18 protein-coding genes and 1 pseudogene are annotated in these 17,569 nt (G+C 49.5%); 9 read left to right on the plus strand and 10 right to left on the minus strand.

Going from position 1 to position 17,569, the window contains the following annotated elements; genetic code table 11:
* Positions 1-186: 186 nt before the first annotated feature.
* Together F4V61_RS00815 and F4V61_RS00825 are read left to right on the plus strand one after the other, a co-directional pair.
* Positions 187-828 (plus strand): hypothetical protein, encoded by a 642-nt coding sequence (locus F4V61_RS00815; RefSeq protein WP_058819343.1) that lies wholly within the window; start codon positions 187-189, stop codon positions 826-828.
* A gap of 308 nt (positions 829-1,136) precedes the next feature.
* Positions 1,137-1,385: a GlsB/YeaQ/YmgE family stress response membrane protein gene (locus tag F4V61_RS00825; protein ID WP_000512151.1), complete on the plus strand. Its 249-nt coding sequence runs from the start codon at positions 1,137-1,139 to the stop codon at positions 1,383-1,385.
* A gap of 138 nt (positions 1,386-1,523) precedes the next feature.
* Here the strand turns inward: F4V61_RS00825 and F4V61_RS00830 are convergent, their stop codons facing one another.
* Positions 1,524-1,622, minus strand: a complete 99-nt coding sequence (locus F4V61_RS00830; RefSeq protein ID WP_001589065.1) for a YoaK family small membrane protein — start codon at positions 1,620-1,622, stop codon at positions 1,524-1,526.
* 196 nt (positions 1,623-1,818) lie between these two features.
* On the opposite strand from F4V61_RS00830, the gene F4V61_RS00835 reads away from it, so the two are divergent.
* Positions 1,819-2,070 carry a putative hemolysin gene (locus F4V61_RS00835; RefSeq protein ID WP_000671039.1) on the plus strand — a complete coding sequence of 84 codons (252 nt, stop codon included), beginning with the start codon at positions 1,819-1,821 and terminating at the stop codon, positions 2,068-2,070.
* Positions 2,071-2,138: 68 nt separating this feature from the next.
* Positions 2,139-2,450 (plus strand): hypothetical protein, encoded by a 312-nt coding sequence (locus tag F4V61_RS00840; RefSeq protein ID WP_000487134.1) that lies wholly within the window; start codon positions 2,139-2,141, stop codon positions 2,448-2,450.
* On the opposite strand, the gene F4V61_RS00845 is transcribed toward F4V61_RS00840, so the two are convergent.
* On the minus strand, positions 2,436-2,783 hold the full coding sequence (locus F4V61_RS00845; RefSeq protein ID WP_058345391.1) for a DUF488 domain-containing protein: 348 nt from the start codon (positions 2,781-2,783) through the stop codon (positions 2,436-2,438). The genes F4V61_RS00840 and F4V61_RS00845 overlap by 15 nt on opposite strands.
* Positions 2,784-2,964: 181 nt before the next feature.
* The gene (locus F4V61_RS00850; protein ID WP_079798802.1) at positions 2,965-4,149 is read right to left on the minus strand and encodes a CynX/NimT family MFS transporter; all 1,185 of its coding nucleotides are present in this window, start codon (positions 4,147-4,149) and stop codon (positions 2,965-2,967) included.
* A gap of 100 nt (positions 4,150-4,249) precedes the next feature.
* Here F4V61_RS00850 and F4V61_RS00855 point away from each other — a divergent pair, with 100 nt between their 5' ends.
* The gene (locus tag F4V61_RS00855; RefSeq protein ID WP_038396128.1) at positions 4,250-5,023 is read left to right on the plus strand and encodes an AraC family transcriptional regulator; all 774 of its coding nucleotides are present in this window, start codon (positions 4,250-4,252) and stop codon (positions 5,021-5,023) included.
* Here the strand turns inward: F4V61_RS00855 and F4V61_RS00860 are convergent, their stop codons facing one another.
* Positions 5,024-5,470, minus strand: a complete 447-nt coding sequence (locus tag F4V61_RS00860; protein WP_000460699.1) for a DUF441 domain-containing protein — start codon at positions 5,468-5,470, stop codon at positions 5,024-5,026.
* A 205-nt stretch (positions 5,471-5,675) separates the two neighbouring features.
* Between F4V61_RS00860 and yoaI the strand changes: the two genes are divergently transcribed.
* Positions 5,676-5,780 (plus strand): small membrane protein YoaI, encoded by a 105-nt coding sequence (gene yoaI / locus F4V61_RS00865; RefSeq protein ID WP_058345415.1) that lies wholly within the window; start codon positions 5,676-5,678, stop codon positions 5,778-5,780.
* Here yoaI and F4V61_RS00870 read toward each other — a convergent pair.
* From F4V61_RS00870 to yeaG, 4 genes are all read right to left on the minus strand, one after another.
* Positions 5,777-6,295, minus strand: a complete 519-nt coding sequence (locus F4V61_RS00870; RefSeq protein WP_170243769.1) for a YbaK/prolyl-tRNA synthetase associated domain-containing protein — start codon at positions 6,293-6,295, stop codon at positions 5,777-5,779. The genes yoaI and F4V61_RS00870 overlap by 4 nt on opposite strands.
* A gap of 58 nt (positions 6,296-6,353) precedes the next feature.
* Positions 6,354-7,844: a diguanylate cyclase DgcJ gene (gene dgcJ / locus F4V61_RS00875; RefSeq protein WP_058345389.1), complete on the minus strand. Its 1,491-nt coding sequence runs from the start codon at positions 7,842-7,844 to the stop codon at positions 6,354-6,356.
* Positions 7,845-8,490: 646 nt separating this feature from the next.
* Positions 8,491-9,771: a YeaH/YhbH family protein gene (locus tag F4V61_RS00880; RefSeq protein ID WP_000219709.1), complete on the minus strand. Its 1,281-nt coding sequence runs from the start codon at positions 9,769-9,771 to the stop codon at positions 8,491-8,493.
* Between the two features lie 122 nt (positions 9,772-9,893).
* On the minus strand, positions 9,894-11,828 hold the full coding sequence (yeaG, locus tag F4V61_RS00885) for a protein kinase YeaG (RefSeq protein ID WP_024131915.1): 1,935 nt from the start codon (positions 11,826-11,828) through the stop codon (positions 9,894-9,896).
* 424 nt (positions 11,829-12,252) lie between these two features.
* Here yeaG and F4V61_RS00890 point away from each other — a divergent pair, with 424 nt between their 5' ends.
* The 3 genes and pseudogenes from F4V61_RS00890 (at position 12,253) to F4V61_RS00900 (ending at position 15,012) form a co-directional block, all read left to right on the plus strand.
* A complete protein-coding gene (locus tag F4V61_RS00890; protein WP_058819629.1) occupies positions 12,253-12,999 on the plus strand; it encodes a MipA/OmpV family protein in 747 nt (248 codons plus the stop codon).
* A 290-nt stretch (positions 13,000-13,289) separates the two neighbouring features.
* Positions 13,290-14,046 (plus strand): annotated as a pseudogene (locus F4V61_RS00895) (SPASM domain-containing protein).
* A gap of 108 nt (positions 14,047-14,154) precedes the next feature.
* Positions 14,155-15,012 carry an aldo/keto reductase gene (locus F4V61_RS00900; RefSeq protein ID WP_072160199.1) on the plus strand — a complete coding sequence of 286 codons (858 nt, stop codon included), beginning with the start codon at positions 14,155-14,157 and terminating at the stop codon, positions 15,010-15,012.
* A 117-nt stretch (positions 15,013-15,129) separates the two neighbouring features.
* Here F4V61_RS00900 and F4V61_RS00905 read toward each other — a convergent pair whose 3' ends face one another.
* Both F4V61_RS00905 and gapA read right to left on the minus strand, forming a co-directional pair.
* On the minus strand, positions 15,130-16,014 hold the full coding sequence (locus F4V61_RS00905; protein ID WP_058345388.1) for a D-hexose-6-phosphate mutarotase: 885 nt from the start codon (positions 16,012-16,014) through the stop codon (positions 15,130-15,132).
* 321 nt (positions 16,015-16,335) lie between these two features.
* Positions 16,336-17,331, minus strand: coding sequence for a glyceraldehyde-3-phosphate dehydrogenase (gapA, locus tag F4V61_RS00910; RefSeq protein WP_000153505.1), 996 nt, complete (start codon positions 17,329-17,331; stop codon positions 16,336-16,338).
* Positions 17,332-17,569: the final 238 nt, after the last annotated feature.

The raw sequence follows: 17,569 nt of genomic DNA on the forward strand, positions 1-17,569 counted from the left end.
AGATACCGCATCGCACGTGGCCAGTGTAATGCGGTTTTTGCTTATCGGGAAGCTCTGTTTATTTACATCAGACATCGGTTGAAAAGAAACATTAAGAAAACATTAAGAATATCGCATTGTTTGCTAATGAGAGCGTATTCATAAAATTTATGATTGGGTATTAAAAACCAGAAGAGTCTTGTGAGCATGAAACTCGATACCCAATTAACTTTGTCAGCACTTATTCTCGCGCTTGCCGCTGTGGTCATCCCATTTGCGGCGGACTGGCAATTGCCTTTGCTTAACGGCGTGGTGGTCAGATGGATTGAAAACGCACAAGCGTTATGGTTGCTGTTTGGGGCACTATTTACCGCCTGGTACATACGGCCATTTTCCCGTCCCGAAGGGGCAAAACAGTTTTGGCTATGGGCTGTTGTCTGGTGGATGGTACTGCTGGGCAGAAGCACTAGCTGGGGGCGTGACTATTTCCCTGGCGAGCCGCGCATAGTGTTCAGAACAATTTCTGTGCTGTTAATTGCTGCGCTGGTATTGCCTGTCCTGTTTTCTGTCGGGCTTCGTAAGGAGATCGTTCGTCGCCTGCGGAACGTTCCCCTGCCATTATGGCTGTTTGCCGTGACGGCGTGTTCATACCTGATTTCCGATACCGTTGAGCATCATCGGTTGCTGTCGCCGATATTCCTGCATAACGCCCATTATACGGATTTGATTGAAGAGCTGTATGAAGTGCCATTTATGATCGGGTTGTTTATGGTGACCGTTGGGTTTATGCAGCAGGACAAGCAGGATGAGGATACTACGCTGGAGATGACTCCGTATCACGCAAAATAGTTCGGCTGACAAAGGCCACGATTTGACATAAGTGCAGAGTGAGCAAAAAAAGCCCGCTCTCGGTGAGGCGGGCAAACAATACTGGAAGCAATGTAAGCAATGTCGTACCGAATAGATGAGTAATAAACTCAATCGTTTGGTATTGATAAAGATAATCGTTATCATTAATGAATGCAACCCTGATGTTTATGCGCTTTTATTCACGGCGCTAAAAGGTGATAAACATCACAGACTTCACTTTCCTGACAATGTGCTATTCTTTTTAACGGCAAATAAACCGCTAACGTTAAGACATAAGTGAGGAAAAAATGGGTATTCTTTCATGGATTATTTTTGGGCTTATCGCGGGTATTTTAGCTAAATGGATCATGCCGGGTAAAGATGGCGGTGGATTCTTTATGACTATCATTCTGGGGATCGTCGGTGCGGTAGTCGGAGGGTGGATCAGTACGCTCTTTGGCTTCGGTAAAGTGGATGGTTTCAACTTCGGCAGCTTTGCAGTCGCAGTGATCGGCGCGATTGTCGTGTTGTTAATCTACAGAAAAATTAAAAGCTAAACGCAGAATCTTCAGATATAATAAAGGCTGCGACAGGTAGCCTTTATTATTTAAATTGGATTTACCACCAGCCCAGTTTTGTGCCCAGCACCGCCATTAGCGCGATACCCATCAACACCATTGTAGTTTTCCGCATTGTTATGCTCCCGGCGCGGCATAACCGCCAATAAAAAACCATGCCAAAAATAGTATTGCCGTAATGAAAATGACGACAGGGAAGAGGATACCTACTCTCATGCTATTACCTTCACTGTTCAGGGGCCGCCAGAATAGGAGGGTTCCCTTAACGACAAAAGGCCAGATGTTCTGAGGCAGGCCGTTGTTGCCACTCACTTAACCTGGGATAAATATTTGTAAGGGCACTGACAGAAAGTATGGAAATAGCGTATCAGTCAGGTTATCCTGGGCAAAATATCCATTTACCGGAGTTGTTATGAAATTTATGTGGATTGCATTGCCAGGCGTATTGTTGCTGAGCGCTTGTTCATCGTCGCAACCTGACGCTTCCAGGCAGTCGCGCATCGGTATGCCTAATCCGGCAGCCGTCTATTGCGAACAACAGGGCGGTACGCTGGCACCAGTGCAGACTCCGCAAGGCGTGCGTTCCGATTGTAAATTGCCCAATGGCGAGGTGATTGATGAGTGGACGTTGTGGCGCAGAGATCATTCCAATACGAAAAAGTGACAAACTGCGGTCCGACGGAATATGATTGAGAACAATCTTATAATCAGTTTCACGCGGCGCAAGAAAATATGTTTCAGTTAAAGCCGGGCGCGCTGGCAATAGTTATTGGCGCTAAAACGCCCGCCGGACGGCGGAATATTGGTAAGTCGGTTGAGCTATTTTGCCTGTGCCAACCCGGCGATAAATTCATTAATCCGGTAAATGGGCACGTAACCTTACTGCCGAAAGAGGCGCCTCGGTCGCTGTGGCTAGTAACGGGCGATGTAGCCTCTGCCGATAGTCAGCACGGCTTTGCCTGGGTGCGCACAGAACATTTGATACCGCTGTCACCGGACAGACAACCAGGCCGGGCAGCGGTTCGACAATTACAACGTTCGTAGCCACTCCGCCAGGACAATGGCATGATTCTGACGAGCATTTTTGGCGGCATATAGCAACGTGAGCGGTTGTTGACGGGCAATATCCGCCAGCCGTTTGCCTTCCTCCGGCTGTTGTGCAAGTTCTGCCCGATATTGTTGCGCAAAGTGGTTAAAATCAATCAGTTCGCTATGAAAGGCTTTGCGCAATTCAGGTGAGGGTGCAATAGCTTTATTCCATTCATCATAGATCAGCGCCATTTTTTTGATGCCACGCGGCCATAGTCTGTCAACCAACACCCGATAGCCATCATTTTTTTCCGCTGGAAAATAGACGCGCTTACACTGGATTAGCATTTTTCTCTCCTGTAACGGTGCCGCTTACGGTACGTTTGTCGTTAAATATATACCACGCTGACTAGCGTTTAAGGGGCTCATTTTGCCGAATGGCGGCGTAAGCGCCTTAGCCGGCCTACTGGTTGCACTAATTTTAATGGGGCAGGCCTGATAAGCGAAGCCGGGGGGCCATCAGGCCCATTTATGAGGCTATCTCCCGATCTCGTCCGGCGTAGAGACCAAAAATCGCCATGACGATAGCCAGAACCGCCACGCCTGATAGCGGCAGATACCAGCTACCGCTGACGTCATGAAGTTTTCCCATGACGGGGGGGCCACATGCCGCCAGTAAATACCCGACAGACTGCGCCATGCCGGAAAGCGCCGCCGCCTGATGCGCCGAACTGGCGCGCAGACCGATAAACGTCAGGCCAAGGATCATCGTCGCGCCTGAACCGAAGCCGAACAGCAGCGTCCAGATGAGCGCCTGGTCCGGTGCAAACCAAAGTCCCGCCGCGCCAGTCGCGCACAATAGTGAGACCAGCGCAGCAATCCAGCGTTGATCGTTAAGACGATGCAAAATAAGCGGAATGGCTAACCCAGGCGCGGCGGTCGCTAGTTGCAGCAGGCCATGTAGCGATCCTGCCTGCGCTTCGCTGTAACCGTGGCTGATAAGTATTGTCGGTAACCAGCCGATAATTACATAATAGATCAGTGAGTTAAGTCCGAGAAATAGCGTAACCTGCCAGGCTAAAGGCGAGCGCCATACACCGCGTTCATGTAATGCCCGGGAACTACTCAGGTTAGCCGCGCGGGTAGTGCGCCACTGCGGTAACCAGATAAGAAACGCGAACAGCGGAAACAGCATCAGCATTAACAGCGCGCCGCGCCAGCCAAAACCGTGCAACGCCAGCGGAACCACCAGAGCGGACCCTAACGCGGCAGCGGCACCCATCGTCAATGAATACGCGCCCGTCAGTCTGGCGACATGCTGTGAAAAATCGCGCTTAATCAATCCTGGTAACAGCACATTACCCAACGCGATCCCGCAACCAATAATCGTGGTTCCGACAAACAACAGCGCGGCGGAGGGCAGGGAGCGGAGGGCAATACCCGCGCAAATCAGCAGCATTGCGGCGAACAGACTGCGCTCCATCCCAAATCGACGGGCAAGACCAGCTGCCAGCGGCGAAACCATCGCAAACGCCAGGAGCGGCAAGGTTGTTAGCAGGCCCGTTTGGGCGGTGGAAAGACCATAATCCGCACGGATTGTCTCCAGCAACGGCGCCGCGCCGGTAAACGTTACGCGCAGCGTTGTGGCTATCATTAAAATACCGGCAATCAGGAAAGCGCCCTGTTTGCCGCGTAGTGAAAGGGCAGTCGTCATTGTTTTCTCATCTCGTCAGGCGAGGCGACACCTTAACAGTTTTTACTGTTTGGATGAATCAAGCTAAAATGACAATTTATCACTAAAATCGGACAATGTTATGAGAGGTCTGAGACTGGACGGTTACGATCCCGATCTGCACTACGACGCCGCTGTGGCCTTTTGTATTCGCGCAAGAGACGATGAACTGTTTAGTCCTCGCCATCTGCATCGGAAGGGGCAGTTGATCCTCGCGCTGCACGGCGCGATTACCTGCGAGGTGGAAAATGCGATGTGGATGGTTCCTCCACAATATGCCGTATGGCTCCCCGGCTCGCTGCCGCACAGTAATCATGTGACCGCAGGCGCGGAACTGTGCTTTTTATTTATTGAACCTACGGCGGTCGTCATGCCGGAGCGTTGCTGCACGTTAAAGATTTCGCCGTTATGTCGGGAGTTGATTTTGTCGCTGGCGCGCAGAACTGACCTCGAGAGAACGCAAATGCCAACGCAGCGCCTTATACAGGTGTTGTTTGATGAACTGCCGCAGCAGCCGCAGGAACAGTTGCAATTACCGGTATCGGCGCATCCGAAAATTCGCCAAATGGTTGAGACAATGGCGCTGGAGCCTGCGCGATGGAATACGTTAGGGCAGTGGGCCAGCGTATTCGCGATGAGCGAGCGTAACCTTGCCCGGCTGGTTGTCAAAGAGACAGGGCTAAGCTTTCGTCGCTGGCGCCATCAGTTGCAATTAATTCTGGCGTTGCAAGCGCTGATAGCGGGACGTAATGTACAGCAGACGGCGCACATGCTGGGTTATGATTCCACTTCGGCATTTATTACAATGTTTAAAAAGGGCCTGGGGCAGACCCCAGGCCAGTATCTGACGGGCTAGTTACTGCCTGCCCACAATTAAAGAGACCAGTCCTGCCGCAATCAGTGGGCCGACAGGCACGCCTCGAAACAGCGCGACGCCCAGTACCGTACCGACCAGCAGCCCGGCGACGAGCTGCGGTTGATTTCCCATCAGTGCAACACCGCGACCGCCCAGCCAGGAGACGAAAACGCCGACAGCAATCGCTACCAGTGATTTCCAGTTCTCAAAAGAGTGGAGCAAGGTGGAGGACGGCAGGGTTCCGCTGGCGATGGGGGCCATCACGCCGATGGTCAGAATGATAATCCCTACGGTTAACCCCTGTTTTTCAATCCACGGAAAAAAGGTATTCAGTGGGGTTACGCGAACAATAATCAGCACCAGAATTGAAACGGCGACAGTGGTGTTGTGGCTGATAAATCCCAGAGCTGCCAATCCGAGCAGGATCAGCAGAGTGACATCAAACATGATGGTTTCCTTGCCAAAAAGTAAGCCCAATTACTTTACGCCCAAATGGGAAAGCACCCAGGCGTTTTTAACGATTAATGCGGTTTTCAGGCAAACGCCTGAAAGACACTCTCGACGCGAAAAACGGCGTTTGTCATTAAATTGCCATCAGCGCAGCGTATTGATAACAAGCAAACCGTTATTGTTGTCTTCCAGAGGATGCCTTATGTACAATCCACCGTTTCTTGAAGCGCTGCTGATTACGGCGTCGTTTTTCGCCATTTTTATGGTTATCGTTGTGTCTGTCTTGTTCCTTGAAAGAGAAGGCTAACTCGTTGGCGATGACTGCGCGCGGCGGAAGGTTGCCAGTTCCGGCCGGGCGATTCGCAGGTAGTCCTGTGTATTCATAATGACCGATTTTTCCAGCAGACCGGCATTAAAGGCAATTTCATCAAAACGTTCAAACAGGAGCGGATCGGCGACCAGTTTCAGGTTTGGATGAAAACTGAAAGGCGGGATCGCGCCAAAAACGCAGCAGGTCAGCATATCGACTTCCGCCGGGCTGGCAAGGGAGGCGCGTAAGCCGCCCAGATGCAAAGCAAGCTGAGAGAGATCCGCTTGCTGGTCGGCCGCTAAAATAGCAAGAACATGCTGGTTGAGGCCGTTGCCTTTGACTTTACAGACCAGCGCTTTTGCGCCCTGGCCCAGCGCGGTACCACGTATTTCAGAAACCGCTTCGCATTTCCCTACCGCTTCATGGCTAACCACACGATAGCGCGCGTTCTCCTGCGTTAATAAGGCCACTAAACGCTGGTGTGTAGCGACGCCCTTAGCGACTTCAGTCATTTCGGTCATTTCTCACTCCTGGTGCGACATGAAAATTGATTTTTACTGCGAAACACTATTATGAACGACGCTGTTTTTGTTGTTTGTTCAGATAGAGCTGCGCGTCGGAAGCCTGGTAGGCATCATTAATTGTGTCATTGGGCTGCATATTATAAATCCCGGCGGAAAAATGAACTGACTTATCCGGTGCGATAATTTGCAGGTTACGAACGATGCGCTCTGGCAGATGGATAGCCAGATCCGCAGCGTAATCGACAAGAATGATACAGAACTCATCGCCGCCGAGACGAATAGCATAATCGCTTTTACGAATCGATGTTTTAATCGCTTTCGCCAGCAGGGTAATGATCCGGTCGCCTTCCTGGTGTCCCAGGGTATCGTTGATCAGTTTTAACTTATCGCAATCAATGGCGATAAATGTCACTGGCGTACCGGTATTGACCAGTCGTTGCAGTCGCTGTTCCAAAACCGGTGTCAATATTTTACGGTTGTAAAGTCCGGTCATGGCATCGCTAATATTTTCGCGCGTGACGTCGCGATAAAGCCGAAAGTGCATCCGCACCATATTAAGCAGGAGCGCCGTTGCCAGTAAGTAAAAGGCCAGTGCTTTCCAGGACGAGACAATAAAATAGGTTAAATCAAGGGAGAAAGAAACGCGCAGTCCGCCAGGAATATCATGGTTATAATCCACATATTGAAACAGATTGTTTTTACTTTTGTTAATAATAATCTCTTTTCCTGAGTCCAGATCTTTCAGGGTGATATTAAGATAACGCCAAACCAGCGGACGGTCCTGGGTATAGAAAATATTTTTTAGATTATCCTGATTAACGTCCACCATCACTATACCTTTTAACGTGCCCGACAGATAGACTGGTGTTAAAAAACTCATGACATTTTCCTGAGTAATATCATCCATGTAAATACTTGAAATAACCGTACGGCCGGTAAAAAGTTTATCTATATCTTTCCTATTAATACCCATTGTGCCTTTTTGTAAAAAAGTCCAACGATGCATGGCGAAGCGTTGCGAGTTGATTAGATCGTAGAAATAAACATAATGTTTCTTTAAATCAACGTAATAGCGGAATTTAAGCTCAAGTGTGCCCAGTCCGTGACTGTGGTCGTCCTGCGCCCGGTTGATACTTACCGCCTGATCAAACGCAGGCAGCAAAAAGACGTCATCAATATTATCGGTACACTGTGTCGCAGCGGTTTGCAGCGTGCCATGTAGCGCCGGATAATTATGACGGATCAGGTTGACGCCGTGCGTACCGTTAACGGTTTCAAATGCGTCGCAAAACGCGCGGCGTTTCTCCGTGGTGACTGGCTCTCCCGGCGCTTCAAAGGTCCGCATCAAATGTGCGGCGATACTTTGATTTTGGTACTTATCGTACAGAAACGACGAGTCGGCTCTCTCCATGATATAACGCATATAGGCATTCATTGCCCTGTCGCTGGCAATAAGTTCGTAAATCAGGAAGGACGATGTCAAAACGATGACGCTTGCTGAGATAAAGTGCCTGAGCGCTTTATGATGCAAATTCATGATGAACTACAGCCCTGAAAGTCGGATGCGTTAGTTTACCATAATGATGAGAATTCCTCTAATAGACTGTTTAAGAATAAAACGTGTCGTTGTTCGGGAATAAAAATCATTCTCGATTTAATAAATCAATAATACGTGGCGTTGATATTTTTAAATATAACCATTGTTACAAAAAGTAAATTGTTAATTAACGGCATCAATTTAACGCTAACGTAAATAAAATAGCCTTTATTATTACGGTGAAAGGAATGTGAAGTGGTAACGTTAATAATGTATATCCGTTAGGGGACCTTACGAAAAGGTTTAAACAAATGGCCGAAATTTTGCTTTTTACATTACTGGCCGCGGCTTTTACGTCGCCTGCTATGACATCGTCAGATAGTATCGCCCCATGGTTTTTTGATATCGATTTTTCTGGTCATTGGCTTTTTTGTAAAATATAACTCTCTGATTCTATGGGATTATCTCCACCCTTTGGTGAGTTTTTCTGGCATTAATAAATCTATAAGCTTCCAGTTGTAAGTAAGCGCATGTAAGCTAAATCCAGTCAGGAGATATATAAGTTTACGGCTATTATAGGGGCAGTATGTATAACCGCCTTGGTAGTTATAAATCAGCCCGTTATATATTACAGGCTGATTTATGGTTATGCGCTTTGGTTGGCGCTCTGTTTCTGGAATAGTTCGCGGAACACTGGATAAATATCGTCCTGATCGCGAATATGCTGCATAGCAAAGTTATCGAACATCGCTTGCAGATGTTCATACTCGCGCCATAAGGTCTGATGGGCGCGGCGAGTAATTTCGATATAGCTGTAATAGCGCACTACCGGCAGCAGTTTTTTCGCCAGGATCTCATGACACAACGGTGAATCGTCGGCCCAGTTATCGCCGTCTGACGCCTGCGCCGCATAGATGTTCCACTGCCCAGGATCGTAGCGCTCTTTAACCACTTCATCCATAAGCTTCAGCGCGCTGGAGACAATCGTTCCCCCGGTCTCCTGCGAGTAAAAGAACTCATGTTCGTCCACTTCCTTCGCCTGGGTATGATGGCGGATATAAACCACTTCTACGTTTTTATACGTTCGGCTCAAAAACAGATAGAGCAGAATATAAAAACGCTTAGCCATATCTTTAGTTGCCTGATCCATCGAACCAGAGACGTCCATCAGACAGAACATCACCGCCTGACTGGAGGGGTCAGGCCGTTTTTCATAATTTTTATAGCGTAAATCAAAAGTGTCGATAAACGGCACTTTCTCGATTTTAGCCCGCAGTTCGGCAATCTCCCGGCGTAATCGTTCCTCTTCAAGCAGTTGCGCTGGTTCGCTGCTGCTGAGAGTCTCCAGTTCCGCTTCCAGCGCGTGCAGTTCGCGGCGTTTTCCGGCAGTCATCGCAGTACGGCGCGCCAGAGAGTTTTGTAGCGAACGTACCACGCTGATATTGGCCGGCACGCCGTTCGAGGTGAAACCGGCGCGGTGGGTTTTATACTCGTTAAGCTGGCGATGTTGGTTTTTTTTCAGATTAGGCAGCGCTAAATCTTCAAAGAGCAGATCCAGATACTCATCTTTTGAAATCTGAAAGACAAACTCATCCTGGCCTTCGCCGTCCTGGCTGGCCTGGCCGTTGCCGGAACCGCTGCCGCCACCGTCTTGCGGACGCTCAATGCGATCATTCTGAATAAAGTGATCGTTGCCTGGATGGACGCGATGGCGCAGACCTCCACGCCCCTGGTGAAACATCGGTTCGCTAATATCATCGGTTGGAATAGAGACAGATTCTCCGCTGTCGACATCGGTCACTGAGCGTTTGTTAATCGCTTCGGAGATCGACTGCTTAATTTGTGCTTTATAACGGCGCAAAAAGCGCTGGCGATTCACCGTGCTTTTATTTTTACCGTTAAGACGTCGGTCTATGAACCAGGTCATATGCCCCCCGTACTGCCAACTGTGCGCCTATTCTGTCAGCGCCGGATAGCGCTAACGCTTAGCCAGTCTACAGAACATTACTTTGTAGGCCCGGTAAGCGCAAGCGCCTCCGGGCGTTAACATCACGACGATTTACGCACGCGCAGGTACCACTCGCACAGCAAACGAACCTGCTTACGGGTATACCCTTTTTCCATCATCCGATCGACAAAGTCGTCGTGTTTTTTCTGCTCATCAGTTGAGGTCTTGGCGTTAAAAGAAATGACCGGCAACAATTCTTCGGTATTAGAGAACATTTTTTTCTCAATTACCGTGCGTAGTTTCTCGTAACTGGTCCAGTTTGGATTACGGCCGCTATTATTGGCTCTGGCGCGCAGGACAAAGTTTACTATCTCATTACGGAAATCTTTTGGGTTACTAATACCCGCTGGTTTTTCTATTTTTTCCAGCTCGGCGTTCAGTGATTCACGATCGAACAGTTGACCCGTATCCGGGTCGCGATACTCTTGATCCTGAATCCAGAAGTCCGCATAAGTCACGTAGCGATCAAAAATGTTCTGGCCGTACTCAGAGTAAGATTCGAGATAGGCCGTCTGGATCTCCTTGCCGATAAACTCGGCGTATTTCGGGATCAGGTAGCCTTTCAGGAACTCCAGATAACGTTCAGCTTGCTCCTGCGGGAACTGCTCTCGCTCAATTTGTTGTTCCAGAACGTAGAACAGATGTACCGGGTTGGCCGCTACTTCCGCATGGTCGAAGTTGAACACGCGGGAGAGGATCTTAAACGCGAATCGGGTGGAGAGACCGTTCATCCCTTCGTCCACGCCCGCATAGTCGCGATACTCCTGGTACGATTTGGCTTTCGGGTCGGTATCTTTCAGGCTTTCACCGTCATAAACGCGCATTTTCGAGTAAATGCTGGAGTTTTCCGGCTCTTTCAGGCGTGAAAGAATTGAGAAACGCGAAAGCGTTTCCAACGTACCCGGCGCGCAAGGCGCATGAGCCAGTTCGCTATGATTAAGTAATTTCTCGTAGATTTTGATCTCTTCAGAGATTCGCAGGCAATAAGGTACCTTCACGATATAGACACGGTCGAGGAAGGCTTCGTTATTTTTATTATTACGGAAAGTCACCCATTCAGATTCGTTTGAGTGGGCAAGTATGATGCCATTAAAGGGCAGGGCGGAAATGCCTTCCGTGCCGTTGTAGTTACCTTCCTGGGTTGCAGTCAGCAATGGATGCAGCACCTTAATAGGTGCTTTAAACATCTCGACGAACTCCATGATGCCTTGGTTAGCGCGGCACAGAGCGCCGGAGTAACCATACGCATCCGGATCGTTCTGAGCGTGGTGTTCAAGTTTACGAATATCCACCTTACCGACCAGCGCCGAAATATCCTGATTATTTTCATCGCCTGGTTCCGTTTTTGCGATGGCAATCTGTTCCAGAATGGAGGGCCAGACTTTCACCACGCGGAATTTAGTAATATCGCCGCCAAACTCATGCAGGCGTTTGGCCGCCCACGGGGACATAATTGTGCCGAGGTAGCGGCGCGGAATACCGTATTCTTTTTCCAGAATCTGCGCATCTTCCTGCGGATTAAACAGGCATAACGGATGATCGTTTACCGGGCTACGTTCGCCGTTGGCGCTTAAAACATATATTGGCACGCGCTGCATCAGCGATTTCAGTCGTTCAGCGAGCGATGATTTGCCCCCCCCCACAGGCCCCAGCAAATAGAGAATTTGCTTCTTCTCTTCCAGCCCTTGTGCCGCGTGTTTCAGATAAGAGACAATCTGTTCAATCGCGTCTTCCATGCCGTAAAACTCTTCAAACGCAGGATAGCGAGCAATAACCCGGTTAGAAAAGAGTCGAGAAAGTCGGGGTTCCTGGGCAGTATCGACCATACTAGGCTCGCCGATAGCCATTAATAGCCGCTCTGCCGCGTTGGCATAAGCACTGCGATCTTGCCGACAAATGGTAAGAAAATCCTGCAGTGTGAACTCTTCGTCCTTGGCAGCTTCGTAGCGCTGGCGATAGTGATCGAATATATTCATGATATGCCATCCTTTCGTTTTTTCGCACATGTTAAGAGCCGTTCATATGAATAGTAGAGGCTCCCGGAAGAGGTAGACTGAGCGCCGTCTCCGCTAAGGAAAAAAGCAACTCTCATGCCGTTTTTTTGGTCAGAAGATCAACGTGCCCGGTGATACACCTTCTTAACATTAAGCGTAGATGGCATTTGCAAAACTTGCCTGTACACGCCACTGGTTTTCGATGACATATCAATAACTCATCGGGTAGAAAAGCCTGGCGAATGTCAGAAAAAGCGCTCCTGATCACGTAACGATCATCAGCCAATCATCTGAAAATAATCTGTGATGGTGATATTAAACGGTTGCATTGTGTAAAATAGTTGGGCTTGTACGTATTGGCAGTTACACTTTCGCCGCAGAACATTTGAATAAGGAATTATGGATTGTGACCAAACTTAAACTTCTGGCTCTTGGCGTTCTTATCGCAACGTCCGCTAGCGTCGCGCACGCTGAAAGCAACCTGACGCTGGGCGCAGGCGTTGGTGTGGTTGAACACCCTTATAAAGATTACGATAGCGATGTTTATCCGATACCGGTTATCGCTTATGAAAGCGATAACTTCTGGTTCCGCGGTCTGGGTGGTGGTTATTACTTGTGGAATGACAATACCGATAAGTTGTCAATCATGGCGTACTGGTCCCCGATGTACTTCAAGCCGGGCGACAGCGATGACCATCAACTACGTCGTCTGGACAGGCGTAAAAGTACTATGATGGCGGGCGTCTCTTACGCGCATCACACCCAATATGGTTTCCTGCGTACCTCCCTGGCAGGGGATACATTGGATAACAGTAACGGTATCGTCTGGGATCTGGCCTGGCTGTATCGGTATACCAATGGCGGACTGACCTTAACGCCAGGTATCGGGGTAGAATGGAATAGCGAGAACCAGAATGACTACTATTACGGCGTATCACGTAAAGAGTCTTCGCGTAGCGGCCTACGCGGCTATAACCCGAATGACAGCTGGAACCCGTATCTTGAGTTTAGCGCTAACTATAACTTCGCGGGTAACTGGAGCGTATATGGTACTGCGCGCTACACCCGTCTGTCGGATGAAATTACCGATAGCCCGATGGTGGATAAATCCTGGACCGGTATCCTCTCCACTGGCGTGACATATAGATTCTGATTGAAGTTGCCGGAAAACTGCTACAAGCCTGCATTATGCAGGCTTTGTACTGACGGATACGCGAACGTTGCGGCTTGCATAAATGCGCAGATGGTCGAGTATGGCGCAACCTTACGTGGCTCACACTTTGTTACATTCATTTAAAAAAACTAGCCGTTTATATGAAAAATCAAGGTTATTATAATCTTGGTTATAATTAATATATAAATTGTTTTAATGCTGACGGTTATCGCCCTGTAACGTCCCGCTTATGCTATACCCATTCTTCACAGCGAGTAAGACGAACGAGCATAGTATTCAATACGGTAGCCAAGCCCAGCGGCAGTTTGTGTAACTTATCCTGCAAATACTGTCTCTATCTCGATAAACCCCGGGGGCAGCGCGTCATGTCTGATGATGTGCTGGAGACGTATATCCGCCGGGTAATTGATGATACGCGATCCTAAGACGTCTCGTCTTGTTGGCAGGGTGGGGTGCTGACGTTATGTAGTCTCTCTTTTTACCCAAAAAGTGGTGCTCTTGCAGCAGCGCTATGCTAACGGCAAAACTATCTACAATAGCCTGCAAACCAATGGCGCATTAATCACTGAAGAGTGGGCGGCCTTCTTTGCACAGCATCATTTTCTGAGCAGTATATCGATTGATGGTGCGCAAGTTGAGCATTGTTTTCTGGTGGAGCAGAATGGCGACGTTTTTAGCAGTGACTATTTTGTTTTTCCCGCCTATAAGATGGGCAATTTACGGCAATACACTTTAGAAGAGATAGCGGTCTCCCCCCTTTCAGCGGCAATTTGACAAGCTAAAGCAAATCTTTCCTCACGCTGCCAGAACTGCGCGTGGCGCTTTGCCTGCCATGGAGGCAGTCCGAAACACCGAATTTGTATGGATAACGGCGAACGGCAAAATTATCTCTGTAAAGGATACCTGGAGTTCTTTCAACATGTGACGCCCTATATGAATGTGATGCGTCAATTACTCTTGAATCATCGACCCGCCGCGCATATTACCCGCATCGTTGACATGATTGCGGATGACGTTCGTCAGTGATAAGAAAATCAGCCTCACGCACATTCCCTTGCACGGTATGATGTCGGACATTACCGTAGGGTATAAGAGTCCTGTATTGTTTTACCGTTGTGTGACATTAAAAAGGAAATGAGGACAGTGAAAAACGTAACGTTTTGCGGGCAGGCGACGCTCCCTGCCATAGGACAAGGAACATGGTATATGGGCGAGCGCGCGGATAATCGTCAGCGTGAGGTTGCGGCGCTGCGCGCGGGGCTGGACTTGGGGCTACGCCTTATTGATACGGCGGAAATGTATGCCGACGGCGGTGCGGAAAAGGTGGTGGGCGAGGCGCTGGCGGGACGGCGCGATGAGGCATATCTGGTGTCAAAAGTGTATCCGTGGAACGCAGGCGGCCAGAAAATAATTGCCGCTTGCGAAGGAAGCCTGCGCCGTCTGAAAACAGATTATCTCGATCTCTATTTATTGCACTGGGCCGGAAGTTTTTCATTCGAAGAGACCATTGAGGGCATGGAGAGGCTAATGGCGCAGGGGAAAATTCGCCGTTGGGGAGTCTCTAACCTTGATTATGACGATATGCAGGCGCTGTGGCGCACCCCAGGGGGACAACAATGCGCGACAAATCAGGTGCTCTATCATCTGGCGTCACGCGGTATTGAATATGATTTATTGCCGTGGTGCCAGCAACAGCGGATGCCAGTGATGGCCTATAGTCCGCTTGCGCAGGCAGGCCGGCTGCGTAGCGGTTTGCTGAATCATCCGGTGGTGAATGAGATTGCGCAGGCGCATAACGCCACGGGGGCGCAAATCTTACTCGCGTGGGTGATTGCTCATCCGGGCGTGGTGGCGATCCCGAAAGCCGGGAGCGCAGAACATGTGAAGCAAAATGCGGCGGCGCTTGAGATCGCTTTATCAGCAAACGAAATTGCCTTACTGGATAGCGCCTGGCCCGCACCAAAAGGGAAAACCGCTCTGGATATGGTGTGATGCCGGGTAACGCTTACCAGACTGGATAAAATGCGTAAGCATCGCCATCCGGCAAGCAATGCCTGATGGCGGCTGGCACCTTATCGGGCCTACAGAAACGCTGGCATCAATACACTTTTAGCGTTGAGCGACGCAGATAGTTTGCGCCAGACGAGATGGCTTTTCTTCTGTGGCGTATTGTGGCGCAGTAGCGTAAGCCGTTTCAACGCAGACAAATGTTTTATAGCCGTCATCCGGCATGTCGCCCATGCTGGCGGACAAAGCCGGGCCGGGGTTCCAGCCTACAACGTTGATCTGGTGGTGATGAACCACATCAATCGTGCGGCGTAATGTTGCATCGTGAATCACGCTACATGCTTCAGGATTGAGGTAAACGCGATCGGTACGGCTCGGAAAGGTTTGTACGCCGTCGGTAAGGACACCTTCTTTGGCGTCGTTAACTTTATCAATAAACCGATCGCCGAGCCCGCTGACCTGAACGTTAGCAATGTCGCCAATATTGAAATAGCTATGAAGAGCGGATGTGGTTTCAAACTCGCCATGCGCTTCCAGTTCAATTTCACAGGTTTTGCCGACTTTAAAGCGTGCCAGCAGCGTGAAATCGTGCGGCCAGTATTTCCGGGTGGCATCGCTGCTTTGCAGCTCAAATGTTAGCATTACGCTATGGTCATCTTCATTATGCGCTTTTAGCGCCCACGGCAGATTACGCGCAAAGCCGTGTGACGGCAGGCCTTGTTGAGCCGCAGGTCCAAACCAGGGCCAGCAGATCGGTACGCCGCCACGTAGCGCCACGCCGGTTTTGAAAGGCGTATTATTACTGAGCCACAACACTTCTTCTTCGCCGGCGGGTTTCCAGGAGAGAAGATGCGAGCCCTGTAATGCAAAAGAAGCTTTAACCTGCGGATGGTCAACGACGATCAGCTCCAGGTCATCAAGCTGGCGGCGGGAAAAGACAGGGGTAACCTGTTCGATAACCGGGAGAGCAAAAATTTTATTAATCATTACGCAATCCTTTTATCTTAAAATATTCGAGTTGCAGGGCAAGGCGCTTGTGCCTTGAACAGTACTTGCGTTGGTCCCGTAGGCCGGGTCATGCGGCAAGCGAACGACAAATTCGTCAGCAACGAATTTGAACAACCGAAGATTGCCTTCAGCCAAGGGACACGGATGTGCCTGATTTATCCCGATGAGCCAGGCTTTCGCAAGTGATTCGGGTGAGAGAGCATAGCTAACGCACCTGCAACCTGAAGTATGACGGGGCTATTTTTAGGCAAAAAAAAGAGCGACCAGAGTCGCTCTTACCAATGACTGTTTCATCTCACCTTATTTGGAGATGTGGGCAATCAGGTCCAGTACTTTGTTGGAGTAGCCGGTTTCGTTGTCGTACCAGGAAACCAGTTTCACGAAGTTGTCGTTCAGTGCGATGCCTGCTTTAGCATCGAACACGGAAGTGCATACTTCGCCGTTGAAATCGGTAGAGACCACGTCGTCTTCGGTGTAACCCAGAACGCCTTTCATTTCGCCTTCGGCAGCAGCTTTAACAGCAGCTTTGATCTGCTCGTAGGTTGCCGCTTTTTCCAGACGAACGGTCAGGTCAACTACGGATACGTTCGGAGTCGGAACGCGGAACGCCATACCGGTCAGCTTGCCGTTCAGTTCTGGCAGCACTTTACCTACCGCTTTAGCAGCACCGGTAGAGGACGGGATGATGTTCTGGGATGCACCGCGGCCGCCGCGCCAGTCTTTGTGAGACGGGCCGTCAACGGTTTTCTGAGTTGCGGTAGTCGCGTGAACGGTAGTCATCAGGCCTTCGATGATGCCGAAGTTGTCGTTGATAACTTTAGCCAGCGGCGCCAGGCAGTTGGTGGTGCAGGAAGCGTTAGAAACGATGTCCTGGCCTTCGTATTTGTCAAAGTTAGCGCCTTTAACAAACATCGGAGTGTTGTCTTTAGACGGGCCAGTCAGAACCACTTTTTTCGCGCCAGCGGTGATGTGTTTACGCGCAGTTTCGTCAGTCAGGAAGATGCCGGTAGCTTCAGCCACTACGTCAACACCAACTTCGTCCCATTTCAGGTTAGCCGGATCGCGTTCAGCGGTAACACGGATTTTTTTACCGTTAACGATCAGATGACCGTCTTTCACTTCAACAGTACCGTCAAAACGGCCGTGAGTGGAGTCATATTTCAGCATGTAAGCCATGTACTCAGCGTCTAACAGATCGTTGATTGCAACGATCTCAATGTCAGAACGTTTCTGAGCAGCACGGAAAACAATGCGACCGATACGGCCAAAACCGTTGATACCTACTTTGATAGTCATATATTCCACCAGCTATTTGTTAGTGAATAAAAGGTTGCCTGTAAAATTACAAAAACCTTACGCAGCGTCAAGCGGAATCGTGTCAATCATTGCGACAAATCAATCCTCTGCACAACCTTTGCGCGGCTGATTCGCCTCACTCTTCCTTTCGGCTTGAAACCACATGGGGGCGCCGCCCCGAATTTTAAAGGGCAACCGAGATAATAATGTGACATCAGTCACGATTCATGAGCCGCCA

This window comes from Salmonella enterica subsp. arizonae, assembly GCF_008692845.1.
Lineage (GTDB): Bacteria > Pseudomonadota > Gammaproteobacteria > Enterobacterales > Enterobacteriaceae > Salmonella > Salmonella arizonae.